Annotated in this window: 10 protein-coding genes and 4 pseudogenes; 5 read left to right on the top strand and 9 right to left on the bottom strand. The window is 56.0% G+C overall.

The genetic code is table 11. The features are described 5' to 3' along the window. Positions 1 to 2,424 precede the first annotated feature (2,424 nt). Complete coding sequence (locus tag MLPF_RS03010) at positions 2,425 to 2,802, bottom strand: hypothetical protein (protein WP_050038906.1); 378 nt, start codon at positions 2,800 to 2,802, stop codon at positions 2,425 to 2,427. A gap of 1,351 nt (positions 2,803 to 4,153) precedes the next feature. On the opposite strand from MLPF_RS03010, the gene MLPF_RS03005 reads away from it, so the two are divergent. After that, positions 4,154 to 4,921 (top strand): sulfite exporter TauE/SafE family protein, encoded by a 768-nt coding sequence (locus tag MLPF_RS03005; protein ID WP_175266333.1) that lies wholly within the window; start codon positions 4,154 to 4,156, stop codon positions 4,919 to 4,921. A 403-nt stretch (positions 4,922 to 5,324) separates the two neighbouring features. Here MLPF_RS03005 and MLPF_RS03000 read toward each other — a convergent pair whose 3' ends face one another. Further along, entirely contained in the window at positions 5,325 to 5,705 is a 381-nt protein-coding gene (locus MLPF_RS03000; RefSeq protein WP_045842488.1) for a hypothetical protein, read from the bottom strand. Between the two features lie 100 nt (positions 5,706 to 5,805). Then, on the bottom strand, positions 5,806 to 5,997 hold the full coding sequence (locus MLPF_RS02995; RefSeq protein WP_156146953.1) for a hypothetical protein: 192 nt from the start codon (positions 5,995 to 5,997) through the stop codon (positions 5,806 to 5,808). A gap of 1,123 nt (positions 5,998 to 7,120) precedes the next feature. On the opposite strand from MLPF_RS02995, the pseudogene MLPF_RS16950 reads away from it, so the two are divergent. Continuing rightward, positions 7,121 to 7,234: pseudogene (locus MLPF_RS16950) on the top strand (TetR/AcrR family transcriptional regulator); the annotation flags it as partial. Between the two features lie 407 nt (positions 7,235 to 7,641). On the opposite strand, the gene MLPF_RS02990 reads toward MLPF_RS16950, so the two are convergent. The 4 genes from MLPF_RS02990 to MLPF_RS02975 all read right to left on the bottom strand — a co-directional run bounded on the left by MLPF_RS02990 (position 7,642) and on the right by MLPF_RS02975 (position 10,861). Further along, entirely contained in the window at positions 7,642 to 8,295 is a 654-nt protein-coding gene (locus tag MLPF_RS02990; RefSeq protein ID WP_045842487.1) for a DedA family protein, read from the bottom strand. A gap of 45 nt (positions 8,296 to 8,340) precedes the next feature. Next, positions 8,341 to 9,192 carry an SGNH/GDSL hydrolase family protein gene (locus MLPF_RS02985; protein WP_045842486.1) on the bottom strand — a complete coding sequence of 284 codons (852 nt, stop codon included), beginning with the start codon at positions 9,190 to 9,192 and terminating at the stop codon, positions 8,341 to 8,343. A 365-nt stretch (positions 9,193 to 9,557) separates the two neighbouring features. After that, positions 9,558 to 9,791 carry a nucleotidyl cyclase domain-containing protein gene (locus MLPF_RS02980; protein WP_045842485.1) on the bottom strand — a complete coding sequence of 78 codons (234 nt, stop codon included), beginning with the start codon at positions 9,789 to 9,791 and terminating at the stop codon, positions 9,558 to 9,560. Positions 9,792 to 10,561: 770 nt separating this feature from the next. Then, entirely contained in the window at positions 10,562 to 10,861 is a 300-nt protein-coding gene (locus MLPF_RS02975) for an FHA domain-containing protein (RefSeq protein WP_236684853.1), read from the bottom strand. Positions 10,862 to 10,958: 97 nt separating this feature from the next. Between MLPF_RS02975 and MLPF_RS02970 the strand changes: the two are divergent. Beyond that, a pseudogene (locus MLPF_RS02970) lies at positions 10,959 to 11,291 on the top strand (cupin domain-containing protein); the annotation flags it as partial. Between the two features lie 735 nt (positions 11,292 to 12,026). Here the strand turns inward: MLPF_RS02970 and MLPF_RS16945 are convergent. Continuing rightward, positions 12,027 to 12,389 (bottom strand): annotated as a pseudogene (locus MLPF_RS16945) (transcriptional regulator); the annotation flags it as partial. 315 nt (positions 12,390 to 12,704) lie between these two features. Here MLPF_RS16945 and MLPF_RS02960 point away from each other — a divergent pair. Beyond that, positions 12,705 to 12,863, top strand: a complete 159-nt coding sequence (locus tag MLPF_RS02960; protein WP_162196864.1) for a hypothetical protein — start codon at positions 12,705 to 12,707, stop codon at positions 12,861 to 12,863. On the opposite strand, the pseudogene MLPF_RS16940 reads toward MLPF_RS02960, so the two are convergent. Further along, positions 12,793 to 13,113: pseudogene (locus MLPF_RS16940) on the bottom strand (DUF1990 family protein); the annotation flags it as partial. The gene MLPF_RS02960 and the pseudogene MLPF_RS16940 overlap by 71 nt on opposite strands. 178 nt (positions 13,114 to 13,291) lie before the next feature. Here MLPF_RS16940 and MLPF_RS02955 point away from each other — a divergent pair. Then, positions 13,292 to 14,197: an aldo/keto reductase gene (locus MLPF_RS02955; protein ID WP_045842481.1), complete on the top strand. Its 906-nt coding sequence runs from the start codon at positions 13,292 to 13,294 to the stop codon at positions 14,195 to 14,197. Positions 14,198 to 14,736: the final 539 nt, after the last annotated feature.

Below are 14,736 nucleotides of genomic sequence, written 5' to 3'. Positions count from 1 at the left end.
TGTGGGTCACAATGTCGTTATATTTGCCATCTCTAGATAAATCAACTGTTAAATTACCGGCTGATCAGCTGCCGCGCTAGCAAATTATTTTTGAACAACAGATCTAGTCAAAATTTGGTCACCATACTGGTGGAAGCTATCAATAGATTTGCTGTGTCTGTAATTGTATCCTAGGTTGGGGGCCTCGTACATGACGAGACCAAACGGTGTTTACAGAATCCGTTAGAAATCAGAGATGCTTGGCGGGTCCCTACATGTTGACGAACGCAATACTTTTGTCACCACCTAATACAATAAAATGGTTATAATGACACCGATACGTATTGCCAGTGTGAGCTAACGGACTTTCTGGATACCAATGGTTTCGCCTATCCTAACGTAATTTATCATCACGCTTGGTACTATCACAGCTTGCTAATATTCAAGATAGCGCATTGTGGGAACCATTTGGAAATACAGTACGAAATATCTACTCGGTCCATTAGTTCTTCAGGCTGCTTAAAATTTGTCGAAACAATGCTGGAATTCAATAACTTCACGGTCAACAAAGCCGCGTACATTACCACTAGAGGTGGATAGCCATACAGTGTTGATTACGTGGGAGGATCAGCTGTGTCGCTAAGGCCACCATGCAGTGTCTAGTGCAGTTGCATCGGCTCTACTAAGTGAGCCACAACACTATCTCGGCCGATGACAAATAAAGTGGACGCGCCGACGGTAAGACGTGCGGCCTAGGTGCTTGCCGCATTGAGATATGGAGGTAATTCCGGTTGGTTTGAGCAGTATCTAGCGGGTTATTATCTGGATCAGTGTCGTGGTGTTGAGAGACGCCTCAGGCAGGGTGTTGACGGTACACAAGCGCGACACAAAGCGTTTTATGTTGCCGGGAGGCAAGCCCCCGAGCCGGACTAGTCGGCGACCGGTGTGGCGATCCATGAGTGCGCCGAAAAAAACTTAACTTGGAGTCACCTTTGATTAGAGCAGACTGGAGAAGATGGACCGGTCCATGCTCCCGCGGCCAATAAGCACAGACTAGAGGCAAAAGCGACCATCTTTTTGCGCATCCATTTGCCGTTGCGGCAACGCCCTCGGCAGAAATTGAGGAACTTCGCTAGCTTGATACTGAGTGGCCAGTGCTACCTACCCTCTACGCTCTTCTGCTAAGGATGCAAGTCTTACCAACGCTGAGGTGGCCGGTCAAGGTTGGGTGGAGAGCGACCATTATCGATCTTCTTAGTCTCCGGACGACAACGAGTCGTGGCACCAAGAATAAGACCAATATCTCGGTAAGGACGATGAAATAGGGTAACCAGTCAAGCAGGGATTGGCTTTGCTAAAACTTAAGTTCCCGCAAAGCCATCCCGTTGGAACGGTCCTCAAGGGGAGCCCGCATCAGGCGATCCAGTACAGCTCCGGCGCACCGTTGGTCCGCGCCGATGTTGCACCCATGTCGACACCGATGCGAGAAGTGTCTTGTGGTGCAAAACCTGCCACCGTGCAACGGCACCCAGCATGTGTTATCGGCATCATCGAGGATCAGTTCGTATTCTGAGGGTACCTAAATTCCGCGCGGCCTTTCTTTCCAATAGTGCTGCTGAAACTTAGCTGTGAAGATTTTACTGCTTGCATCGTGGGGTATCGCTGCTACGCAGTAAAAGATTTGCGGGCATGTGTAGCCCTCCAGATGCTGATAGCAAAAATTCGATAATGCCATTAGGTTCGATTTCGGTAGCGATGGTGACAACGATCGCCTTGACGAATTCACCACAGAAGTCTTCGGAAGCACTTATTACCGCGGCATAGGCAACGGCAATATTTCCTATAAGCGCGCTTCCACCTCGGGTCCGTACCCGTTCTCGCCGACGGTGATGATCATGTCTTTCAACCAGTCCTCTATGTATAAAATAACCGTCGGCATCGAGGTGCCCGATGTCGCCGTTGCGCAACTAACCATCTGCGGTAATTGTATAGACAGTTGCTTATGGCTGATTGCGATAGCAGTTTTTGCACTAAAAAATTTTTTGCACTCAAATCTTGCCGGATTGTCCGGTATTTTATCAGTTACCTGATTCGGGATCAACGATCTTTATTTCTTTGCTCAGCAATTCTTTTCCGTGTTACAACAACACGTTGAGTCTCCTGGAATAGCAGTGTTTTTCCGATTCGGGCAGTGATCGCGTTGCACAGTTTCGTCTGTACGTACAGCTGGATGAAATTAATGTGGAGCAAGGCTGCGAGTACTCACTACAGCATAGGCACAGTGGCTGCTACGTACACCACATAACGCAGGCCGGAGAAGGCGCTGACCGCCGCGTGGCCGACTTCCAGGAACCGGGCAATCACCGGGGGCATCAAAGCAGCATATCGCGCCGAAATTCAGAGCGCCGATTAGCGTTGCGGCTCCGGGTTCGCGGGTCAGGCTGGTTAGTGTACCCCAGCCCCAATACCAAAAATGTGTACGAAAACCCACAGACTTAGAACAGGGGCATCGCGACCACGTTGATGTCCCTCTTGCCGAAGTGAAACAGCTAGGACAAGCTCGAGGTGGTTGACCAAAGCGCACCGGCCTAGCCCAATCACTTTGGGCTGTCCGGAGATACCCGAACTGTAGATCATCAGGGCAGTATCAGTGTCGGCACCATGTGGGTCGGCGGCGACCGATAGGGCTGCAGCGAGCCAGGATTCGTATTGGTCTTCGTTCTGACTAGGGCCATAACCCACCACAACGATGCGTACCAAACCGGGGACTCGCTCGCTAATTGCCTCCATTGATGACTGCAGTTTGGCACCAACGAAAAGCACTCGTGCGTCCTGAGCATGTAGCCGAGTTCATCGCCGATTACTCGACAATTGACGATGGTAGCCACCGCGCCAATCAACGCGGCCACAGGCAGAATGTGGAAGCAAGTCGGGTGGTTCTCGTCCGGGAATACCACGCACTGGCCACTGCGCTACACCGGCTGTGTGTAACACGCCCGCTGTACGACGAATCCGCAACATCCACTGTGCCCAGGACCACTGTCGCTCACCAGGGCGAATCGCTATAGTAATTTGGTACTCCGTCCGGCGCCGACACGTGACATAGATCCTCTGAATGAGTAAATGGCGTCATGGTTTACACTACCGTCAGTGGCGCAGCCATGGCGTGGCGTAGCCGGTACTCGCCCACAGGTTGATTCGCTCGGGCATCGCCGGCTACGTTGACTTTATTACGGATTGGGTTAGTCAAACGCATTCCTTACTGCGAGTCACAACCGGAAACGGTACCCGGCCGAGCGTCGGGTACACCCCGCGCTTTGTCGTCGTCGAAATGCGTGGCGCTCGCTGACCTTTATTGATAGGTACAATCTGCAGAGCAGCTTGAGGTTAGGTGCTGCACGATTATGGTCATCCCACGATGACTAGCTATACCTGATTAGGTAAAGCATTTTTCACCAAAAAGATCCTGGTCAGAAGACGGCAGTTAATCGTCAGGCGTTTGCTACGGGAGAGTGTGGGCACGGGAGACTGGCGAATAGCGAGCGCTACGGATGGATCGATGGACGACACGTGGCACACAATCATCACCTGGTCGCATTATGAACACTTAGGTCTTGACCCGCGGTCCGGGAGCTGAACTATGACTACACCGCCAAATGTAGCCCATATGTAGTATTGGTGCATAAGCTATAAAGGGATGAGGTGTTCCTTGCCGTGTCAAGGCGCGCGGCTATCGACTGCCGCCCTGGGAGTTGATTAAAACCCGGTCATACTCGTCAATGGCCATACTGACAGGTTCGTGCTACCCGGCAAACGTCGAGGTTTTTGCGAATACCCACCACTACACCATCGATGGCGCCAGGCACTTGGTCGCCATCAAATACCCAGTCACACTTACTGCGTTGTTCATAGACTTCACCTGTCAACGGGAATTCTCACCCACCGGATCCCGCCGCCAGCGATCAGTGATTGACCAGGTCAACCTAAATGAGTGCCATCGGACCCGGTGAGCTCGATCAGCAAAAAGCTCAGCCTCGGTCAAGCTCCACACCGGAGTAGACCTCGGCCCCGAGGCGCCTCGCGCCGGACCGCGGTGGTGCGACGTGATTTAGTCCACTGTTATTGGCAGTGCAACCCTATGTCGGACTAAGGTCCCGGAGTGTTGGTTTCACACCTGGCTACGATCGGCTTGGCCGGGTTCGGTGCTGGCGCGATTAATGCGCTCGTCGGATCTGGCACTTTGATCACGTTTCCAACGCTCGTCGCGCTTGGTTATTCACCGGTCACGTCAACCATGTCTAACGCGGTAGGTCTAGTGGCTGGCGGTGTATCGGCTACTTGGGGCTACCGCGCCGAGTTAGGCGGTCGGTGGAGTCGGTTGCGCTGGCAGATCCCGGTGTCGCTAACCGGTGCAGCGCTGGGCGCCTTTCTGCTCCTGCACCTGCCTGAGAAGGTGTTTACCTCGATCATTCCAATGCTTCTCGTCCTGGCGTTGGTGCTAGTAGTGGCCGGGCCGCGGATTCAGTCCTGGGCGCGGCGTCGGGCCAAAGCGGCCGGCCGCTGCGCCGAACACATCACACCGGCCCGGATGGCTATGCTGGCGCTCGGGACCTTCGCTGTCAGCGTCTACGGTGGTTACTTCACTGCCGGGCAAGGCATCCTGCTGGTCAGCATAATGAGTGCATTGCTGCCAGAGTCGATACAGCGCCTTAACGCAGCTAAGAACCTTTTGTCGATGTTGGTAAATATTACTGCGGCAGTTGGCTATACGCTGGTGGCCTTCGATCGGATCAACTGGTCGACGGCTGGCCTGATCGCAGCGGGCTCGCTGGTCGGAGGATTAGTTGGGACCCGTTACGCTCGCCAGTTATCGCCAAATGCTTTGCGTGCCACCATCGTGGCGGTCGGCCTAATCGGGCTGGCTTGCTTACTCGCAGTATAGCGCTAAACTAATTACCAAAGCGGGAAATTAACACTGGTACTTGGGGCGTGGCTGGTGCCGACAGTGCTGCGAAAGAGACCACCGCGAGGGAACTTCGAGCTCCGGTAAGTGCACCGGCTGCTTGAGTGTTGACAACTGTATCAATGGTCTAGAGCTGGGTAGTTTGTACCGGGTGGCTCGGGGATGGGCATTTGCAGCCGCGCTATTGGAACCTGTACTGGTGGACTCTATAGGTAAACCGGAAAACTTGACAGGTTCACCCGGAGGCTGGATGTTTGAACCGGTAGTGAGAACGCTATAGCGGCAGCGGAACGAGCACCGGAACCTCTGGAACCGGCGTGGGGGGACGACACAGCTGGGACCGGTATTGCGGGCATCGGTGAGGACAGACAGCGGTGCAGACTCATACACCGAGGTAAGCGGGGGTTTGTAGGGTCGGCACGATGAGATTCTGCTTAGGGCTGGACTGCGAAACGACCGTCGTGCGAATAGTGATCACCAGTACGACTGCCAGCTCCACCACGGCAGCGATGAACATTACCGCCAACGCGATGCTGACCAACAACACCGGCTTACGTTGTTGTCGAGTCTGGTCTAGCGCAACGGATCGGATATAATAATTATTTATTGGCGTTGGCCTTTGCAGGGTCGTTAGCAACACTGGGGACATATTCAAGGCAATCGTGCCGTTCGAGAGATCCTGCGTGTAAGTCAGTGCGCCGGTGGACGAAACGAACAACGGCACATTGGCTGATGGCAACGCCACCCCGCGGTCCAGCGCCATCTACGGTTCTTTGGGGGCACCCGCTCTAAGCGGAGTAACCATTTAGAACGCCGGCTTGAACGGAGCGATGTCGATGCCGCTCCCGGACAATGAACACACCTTATGGGCGTGACTCTTGCTCATCGAAATCGGTGGGCATGGCGTCCAGCTGTTCGACAAAGTCAGCACAGCGCGGAGAAAGCTCCAGCGGTTCCTGGTGCACGTCAGTGACTGAACCGTCGTTGGAGCCGACAATGCTGACTGTCGCGTATCCCCGGCTCAATGAGCAGCATCGCGGTGCGCTGGTAGCCAATTCCGCAACCAACGTTTTGGGCCAGAGATGCCGCGACCTCTGTTAGATCCCTTCTAAGCCAACCTCGGTTAATGTTAGTTGGTCTCCACCTGCGGCAGTGCCTTCCCAGGTAAGCAGAATCGTCGCAAGCACTTGCGCGGGTACGGCTATGAAGCCACCGGGTCATGCACAATGACGCCGAAAGTCGTTTTCGTCTACAAAAGCATCGTAAGCACATTCGCCTTCGATAAAGCAATCCGGATCACCGTGGACCCCATTGATATCCCTAGTACGACGTCCACGACGCCTTCCATGTTCTTCGCTAGCGACGTTACACGCAGAGGTTAGCTCGGCGTTGCGAATTCTCCATGATCCAATATGGAACAACCTAGAAATAGGAATGACGCAAACCGAATCGTCCGGTCGCTGACCGCCGCGTCACCGGCTGGCCATGGTTGTCGCGCGCGGCGTCCGCGGTCGAAAAAATGTGCAGAACACCGCTGAGCCCACATGCTTCGACCAGTCGAGCCATGATCGGCTAGCGACTTAACCCGACGCAGTTCGATACCGCAACGGTGACACCAATTCCCCTGGTCGGTTAGTACAGCGAACGGGCAGTAAGCCATGACATCCAAGCCGTTGACTTCGACAACCAAAGACTCTGTCGCCTCGCTGATCAGCTGGCGCAAAGTGTACTCGTTTCATAAGTCGAACTAGCCGCTTGCGTTAATCAGCACCACCTGACTGCTGCGATCGATAGTTGCTCTGAGAATATTGTACGGATCCCTTAACTCGTAAACAAGCCGTGTACTGGGGGTTACGTTGAGTGGAGCCATGTATCTATCGTAAGAGAATGCATGATGGACTCCCTAAATCACCTGGCGCTAAAACGTCCGTATGGACGTCCATCCTGTTAGCTAAAGCCAAACTTCTCAGCCAAGTTCGATGCTTTCATTTCTATAATGAAATTTAGGGCGCTCTGTCTATATCGACTTCCTGGGGGTACGGTGAGGATAGTGACGACTAGCGTTTGAAGTGACGCCCGCCGCCCAGGCTCGCGAGCGGATCGTAAATACGGCATATGTGCTGTTCCGCCGGTGTGGCATCCACGCGATAGGCGCCGACGAGGTAAGCGAACGAGCGGGGTGTCACGAAGGGCACTCTTTACCGCCACTACGCGACGAAGAACGACTTGGTACTGGCGATGCTGGAGCGTCGCGAACAATTTTGGACTCATAGGTTGTTCGAAGTGCAGTGACTAATGTTAAGCGATACTCTTGAGGGAAAATTATTGGTGATCTTTATGTCCTCCACAACTGGTTCCAAGGCGGCGATGGTTATGAAAGCTACTCGTTTTCAAAATTGTTGTCCGAATCGACGCGGATCATCCCGCCGGACCGGCCTGCATCGCTCACATCGACAAGGTTCACGATATCGTGCGCCGCCGTGCCGCAGTGACCAAAGCTAGTCGATGTTGATGAGTGTGCGTTGTCATGGTACTTCCTGATGAAGGGTGGCCACCTGATGAAGAGTGGCCACTGACCTCGCGGCTATGGTTGGCTCGGGTGCAGCGCACCATGCCTCAGGAGATGGCCTGCATTCTCATCGAGCAACCCCCGGGCCCACTCCGAACCTAAGGGGGGCGTCAAACGGCTTTAGGAGCGGCTAGCGCTGGGGATTTTGCTTACAGTAGTACTCCATCTCGAGTTCGGCGATTATGCGTGACGTTCGTTCGCGCAGCAAGATTGCGGCGATGATGCCGATCACCACGGCGATGATGAGCGCGATCCAAGAGAATCGTTCCATCCAGCGTTCGGCGGCCATCCCGGCGAAGTGGACCAGCGCGGTAGTGCCACCCGCCCAACAGATGGCGCCCGAAACGTTGGCAGCTAGGAAGCGCGGGTAGGGCATTTTCAACGCTCCCGCTAGCGGCCCAGCGAGTATGCGCAGCAGCGCGATGAAACGACCAAAGAAGACCGCCCGCACACCCCAGCGGTTAAACAACCGCTCGACCAGAGCTACATGCCCCGGACCGAAGTGCTTCGGAAACCGCCGGCCAAGGTGGTCAAAGAGCGGCATGCCAAATCGGCGGCCGATGGTGTAACCGATCGAGTCGCCGACTACGGCGCCAATCACGGCGACGACACCGACACCGATCGGGCTGATCGCCAGGTCGTGACGCGACGACAACAACGTCGCACTGACCAGCATGACTTCTCCCGGCAGGGGAATACCCAAACTCTCGACCCCGACCACACCACTGACCAGCAGGTAGACCGCGAGTGGTGGGATTGACTGCAGCAGGGCATCCACGTCCATGTGTCCAGAATGCCCGACCGGGATGCGCGCCGCGGGTTCTTAGCGTCAAGTTGACGCGTCGTGGTGTTCTAAGTGTGGCACGCTAACACGTTCTAACCGCGGGCGTTTAGGTACTCGCCCATCGGCTGAAGATTTGCCACGCAGCCGTCGCCACACCCAAGGCATAAAAATTTCCCGTATCCAGCGCAGCTGCTCATAACTGCGGACCCCGAATGACACCTGCGTGTGATTGCCACTCGATTCGGCCCAATCATGGTTACTGTTGGGCAAATTGAGAGCTTCGGCGACTGCGGCAGCAAACAGGATATGCCCCTTGGTAGACGCATGTACGCGGTCGATGTCCCAAGTAGCCGGATCGTGCATCGAGGCTGCATTATAAAGGTCGACGAGCTTTAACCCGTAACGGCCGGCGGCAGCGGTGATCGCATTGTTAATGCGCAACAGTCGCCCGGCTGCAAGTCGTCCGAGCGGGAGGAACTGCACGACGTTGGGGAAGGTTGTCGTCACTATCGTCGCCCCCGATTCGGCCAGGGCGGCATACACGGATTCAAGATCGGCAAGCGCACGGCCGAACGATCGTCCAGGCTGGATAACGTCGTTCATCCCGGCGCACACAGTGATGAGATCCGGCCTCATAGCCAGTACCTGCGGAACCTGCTCCGTGAGTACATCGGCCAGCAACTTACCGCGGACAGCGAGGTTAGGGTATGCCAAACCGGGATACACTGCATCGACCAGTGCGGCGAGGCGATCAGCAAATCCTAGAAGCCCGACCGTGTCGTCACCGTCCCATAAACCTTCGGTCTGACTGTCGCCGATGGCCACATATCGCGTGAATCTGGTGTAACCGTCCACCACGGAGCCGAGACTAATAGCGTCGCACAGCTGATTCAACATCGCCTAAACGTTCACAGCGGTAGCCGCGGCCAATCCCAACCAGAACGTCTCCAAGGTGTACTGCGCGAACTAACTTTTCGGACGGAGAAGCAAGAGCGCATCACATCATGCTCGATCGGCAACTGCACCCGGGTTGGACACCGAGCTTTCCCGACGATGAGCGGGTCATCATTGCGGTAACACCAGCCGGGGTAGCGGAGCAGTCCGCCATTACTGGAGCTTGTCAGCGACAATGCTGATGACGGTTCGCCTGCGGTTGTTGCCGAAAGCGCACCGTATCTGATTCACGGGCCGCTGAGTAAGGCATGATTTCGATTGCGGTGGAAAACGACCGCCTCGCTCAGCACTGCGTACAGCTGCAGCGGCTACTCTTTGCCCTTGACTTGTACCTGCGGCAACTCGTGCACTGGGAAGGCTGCACCTAAGTCACCTCGATCGTCGTTAAAGCGACCGCTTTCCTCCATCATGCGCATCGCCACGCGGACGGAACAGGTGGCGTCATCCGTAATTAGGCACCGGTGTACCAAAAAAACGGCTATCACAGCATCGCCGATGAACTTGTCGACGCTTCTGCCCTCGTCGAAAACGATGTCGACCATGCGCTGCAGGCAGTCGATTGGTGGAACTGACTACGCCCTCCTTTAACATCTTCTAGCTGATCGAGGTGAAACCGCGGATGTCGGTAAAAAGCACAGTCGTTATGTACCTCGAGCGCACACGCCCACCATCCATGATCTTGAGTGCCTCACCGGTCGATGTCAGCAGGCACATAATTTCTTGGAACACTTGGCGGACGCTATTCTCCTCCTCGCGCAAACTCGGCGACCTCGTCGAAAAACCGGGCGTTTTCGATGGCGATGGCCACTTGGTTCGGCGAAGGCATGCAGAAGATTCTGCGATTCCTCATCAAATTTCGCCAGCACAACCTTGCTGTCCACTTAGAACGCGCCAAGGATACGATCCCTTCAGCCGTAGTGGCACACAGATAAGCGAGCGCACTTCCAGTGCGGTTATATACTGGGGTCGGCGAAACGCGGTCCACGCATCCGTTGTCAGCATCGGCTCAAAAACTTTCAGGGCACTGTCGCACACGGAGCGCGAAATCGGCTTCTACGGGTTCTGAATACCCGTCTTTTCGCGATTGCGCACCACCCTGAATTTAGAGTTCCCCGGCATGCATTAGGACCCGGAACCCGCACTCGACCTTCATCAGAGCTCGACGCCCTTGTCGACGATCGTCTTCAGGATGGTCATCTTGTCCAGTTCCCTGCTATAGGGCCTTGGTGATTTCGACTAGCGCCGTCAGTCTGTGCATTTTGTGACTGGTGACAAGCTCGATCTCGTCGTCCAGTGATGTCAGGAAGCCTGGCTAGGTGGACGGGACGATCGCCGGGTGCTGCGCTGCTACTGCGCTGCTACAAAGTAAAGCACGGTCGATCCGAGCTAGATAAGCTCGCCCGAGTGCAGCATGTACCCGGTTAACCAGGAAGCTGTTTACGAACGAGCCGCTGAAGCTACCGGGATCACGCAGCAGCCAGTCCAGCCACTGAGACGGAACTCGCAATGACCGGAGGAACAGGCCTGGATCGTCCAGCCAGGGCATGTTGTCCGGACCGCAGCCGACACTCGTCGGATCATTCAGGCTAAAGACGATACTGCTGCTCCCCACGTGTATTGACCAACTTGGCCAACGAGTACTCCGGATAAATACCCGAACGGACTGGCAGCGCAATATGCAGTCTCAATAGTGTCAATGCCTTCACCGCACACTCCACAGTGGTCATACCCACTAACTTTGCCAGAACGTGCTGGCGCTGCTTGTCAGCCACGATCTGTCGGAACACTACAGCCTAAGTGCGGTTATATTGCAGGTGCTGAGCAGTCACTTATACCTTTACCTTACTGTCGGTGGCGACGCCCGGGATGGCAAGGCTGTTAACTACGTAGCAATTCCATAGCAACGGCACGCGCTGCACACGGTTGAGGATTCGGTGATCATCCTGACAGTGTTGAAAGCATCGCTCCCTCGCCGCAATAGCGCGCAGCGATGTTATCGACTCTCTGATCAAGGAGTTCGGTCTGCGGGTACCGATCATTAACGCACCAATGGGTGGGATCGCCGGCGGCGTTGAGTTGATCGCGCACCGCTGCCGGTAGACTGAACATCGTCGATGCCGACGATGTTCAGTCTACCGGCAGCGGTGCGGATTGGTCGTGGTTTGGTCAGGCGCATGACGCCGAAATCCCCACAGTCACACACGTACATGACAGCCTCAGAACCCGTCAAGCGATCGACGCCTGTGTCGAGATCCTGGTTGCTGGCGGATCTGCAGTACGCTATCGTTTCTTGACGGCGTCGTGGATGCGGTGTCGGCGTTTGTCCAAGGCGGAATCGTCTTGTCCCGCAGACTGACCGAGGTATTGGTCGCCGGCGCGAGCGGGGCGTGGGTGGGCCACGCACCTGGCAACATGCCCAGAGCCGGTGACCGGCAATAGCAGCTGTCGGGCCCCAAGCGCGACAAAGGCAACCAATACCCAATACCACAATCACTCGAATCTTCGATGTCGCCGTGGTTCTGCCTTGTTCGGCGCGTTTTCTGTAGTGCGTGCCGATCTAGATTGCCTCGATCGCAGTCGACGATTGCACACACCTCCCCCGTTGACGCCCCCGGTCAGGGTCTAGGGATGATCGGCAACGACGCCTCAATGAACGAGGTTATCGAAACGATGCGCTCGGGCGAGCGGAGTCCGCTCTCCACCTGTGGGAGATAGGGCTGCCGTCCAGCGCGAGGCTCGATGGGCAGTTGTCTGCAGGCAGAAACGCCGATAGTCTACCCGTAGTCATGAGCGACGCGGTTCAGCACTTCGATGACGGGTTCTCCGTTGTTAGCTGGTTGCGCCATGGCCACGACCATCAGTCGTCCGGGCAACTCGTATTCCCGTTACGGGAGACTGACCACGATGTCGCGGCGGGTCCTGTGGTGCCGCCTGGAGGTTCGCCCCGTGCTGGGACCGGATCGGTCAATCAGGCCTGCATAGTCGCTTTCCAACAGACCCTGGGCCGTAAGTGGATCCAAGTGAATTTGGCCTGGTGACGCGGAATTCCAACGGGATCGGCTGCCTGGTCACGGCCGACCAGTGCTGATTGAGCACAGACGAACCGGTAGAACTGGTTAAGCTGCTAGGTCAGCAAGCATACCAAACCCAGCAGCACGCCACTGATGAAGCTACGCCACCCCATACATACATTCCTTTTTCTAACTGATAAACACTTTATCAAACTAAAACTACTATAATTTAATTTCATAGTCTTGAAGTGCCAAGCCGGCTGCTGCAATCCCTGCCCTTACGAAATCAGCTAAAGAATCCAGCATACCTGGTGCTACGCACCATATTGACTATCGCCCCCATTGTTTTTGGGTTAGAAAAATTTTTCAATCTGTTGACCCAACCGCATTACTAGAGAATGTACTTGGCTACATTAGCGACCTATTTTCTGGCAGCGCCGACCAGTGCATAGTATCTCGTGGGAGCAATTTGAGATTGCGGCTGGTATGCTGGCGAAGGCTGCGCTACAGATCGGTACCTGGGTGGCCGCAATCATCGTCGACCTGCTTCTCCTGTCCGGCTATTACGACATCGGATTACGCGCACGCAACGGTTGCCGGTGAAACGTTGGGCCGCCAGCAGGCCGCCATACCGGTTCCGCCAGGTAAAAGTGGACCGCAAACCGTTCCTCGCCGCACTCCGCAAAGTCCCATAGGAGAACCCGTGTAGAGCGGGCTTGTCGACGACATCCACTACTCGGTACGACGCAGCTAGGAACCTCATTCGAACCAGCACCACCGTCCTTACGACGGCGACCTCGGAAGTGACTCGCACGCACCGGCCAGTTCCGCATTGCATGTCCCAATGCAGGACGGCGTCGACGGCTTACGCGAAACGCTGCTGTCCCCCGGCCGATTTCGGTCTGCATGCGTAGATGGTCATATGTCTGGTGAGCAGCTAGCCGACTACAGTCGCGCCCACCGCCCGGTGGGTCAGCGGCATTGCTTCATAGCGCATCGAAACGCACCTGTTCGGCTTGCCGCGCTCAGAAATGCGGCCTTTTTGGCGTACAGTCGTAAAAGTGACCTCACAAAACCATCAGGCTCTGGCCCAGGCATCCGGAACGTTCGCGCTCGGTGGCGACCTGAAGGTCAACCGACTTGGTTTCGGCGCGATGCGCCTAACGGGTAAAGGAGTGTGGGGCCCGCCCGTTGACCGCGACGAGGCCGTGCAGGTACTGCGACGCGCCGTCGAGCTGGGGGTGAACTTCATCGACACCGCCGACTCCTACGGCCCCTACATCTCCGAGGAGATCATTGCCGAGGCACTGCATCCCTACGAGGGGCTGGTGATCGCAACTAAGGCCGGTTTGGTGCGAACCGGCCGGGACGTATGGATCCCGCTGGGTAATCCGAGCTACCTGCGTCAAGAACTGGAAATGAGCCTGCGCCGTCTCGACGTCGACACCATCGATCTGTTTCAGCTGCACCGGATCGACCCAAACTTCCCACTGGCCGACCAAGTGGGCGAGCTGTTCACATTGAAAAACGAAGGAAAGATCCGCCACATCGGTCTGTCCGAGATCAACCTTGATCAACTCACCGCGGCCCAGCAGATCACAGAGATCGTGTCGGTGCAGAACATGTACAACTTGTCGGCGCGAGCTGCCGAACCACTGTTAGATGCTGTGACCAGCCGGGGCATCGGCTTCATCCCGTGGTTCCCACTGGCCGCGGGACCGCTGGCGGCCCCGGACGGACCGTTACAGCGTATCGCCGCCAACCATCACGCGACGCCGTCGCAACTGGCACTGGCCTGGTTGCTGAAGCGATCGCCGGTGATGTTGCCGATTCCAGGGACGTCGCGGGTGGCGCACCTGGAGGAGAACGTCGCCGCCGCCGAGATCAACCTTTCCGACGACGAGTTCGAGATGCTATCGGCTGCTGGGGCTCAGTGACCGTGCCAGCGGCCTAGGCCTCGATAGGAATTCCGTATCGTGGTGGTCGGCAAGTCGGGTCACCGGATGGACCTAAACTGTCCGCGACAAAGTCCTGACGGTGCCGATGTCTGCCGATAAAATCGACAACGGCCGCATTCGTGGCTGGGCGTGATCGGCCCGGCTTAATCTGGTAAGCAACGATGTTGCGCACGGCGGAGCTCCCGGAATGCTGTTCGATGCTGTGCTGCGGTTGATGCCCACGGGGCTAACCGAAGCTCCCTACCAGCGCACTGCCCTACCTCAAAATCAATTATCGGCACATCGCGTCGATTGGCAAGGAGCTGCAGCTCGATGTCGGCGTCAACCGGGTGTACGGGCGCAAGAGCTTCGTTTCGGAACGGTTGATCTACGGCGACACGCTGTTGAACAAAGCTGACACGTTGTTTGTGCGGTTTAAACCCAGCCATGATGCGGACTGACCAAGACGCACTCGACCCTTAATGGGCTTGGTTTCCTCAAAGCCCGCCCCGATAGCATGGCAACCGTTATCAGTTAAC

It is taken from the genome of Mycobacterium lepromatosis (genome assembly GCF_000975265.2).
Classification (GTDB): Bacteria; Actinomycetota; Actinomycetes; order Mycobacteriales; family Mycobacteriaceae; genus Mycobacterium; species Mycobacterium lepromatosis.
This window is presented reverse-complemented; position numbering and strand designations above follow the sequence as displayed.

Excerpts from the sequence above, each read along its gene's own strand:
- MLPF_RS02990 (WP_045842487.1), bottom strand. The coding sequence starts at position 8,295 with ATGGACGTGGATGCCCTGCTGCAGTCAATCCCACCACTCGCGGTCTAC.
- MLPF_RS02955 (WP_045842481.1), top strand. The coding sequence starts at position 13,292 with ATGCGGCCTTTTTGGCGTACAGTCGTAAAAGTGACCTCACAAAACCAT.
- MLPF_RS02985 (WP_045842486.1), bottom strand. The coding sequence starts at position 9,192 with ATGTTGAATCAGCTGTGCGACGCTATTAGTCTCGGCTCCGTGGTGGAC.
- MLPF_RS02980 (WP_045842485.1), bottom strand. The coding sequence starts at position 9,791 with ATGGTCGACATCGTTTTCGACGAGGGCAGAAGCGTCGACAAGTTCATC.
- MLPF_RS03000 (WP_045842488.1), bottom strand. The coding sequence starts at position 5,705 with ATGGCGCTGGACCGCGGGGTGGCGTTGCCATCAGCCAATGTGCCGTTG.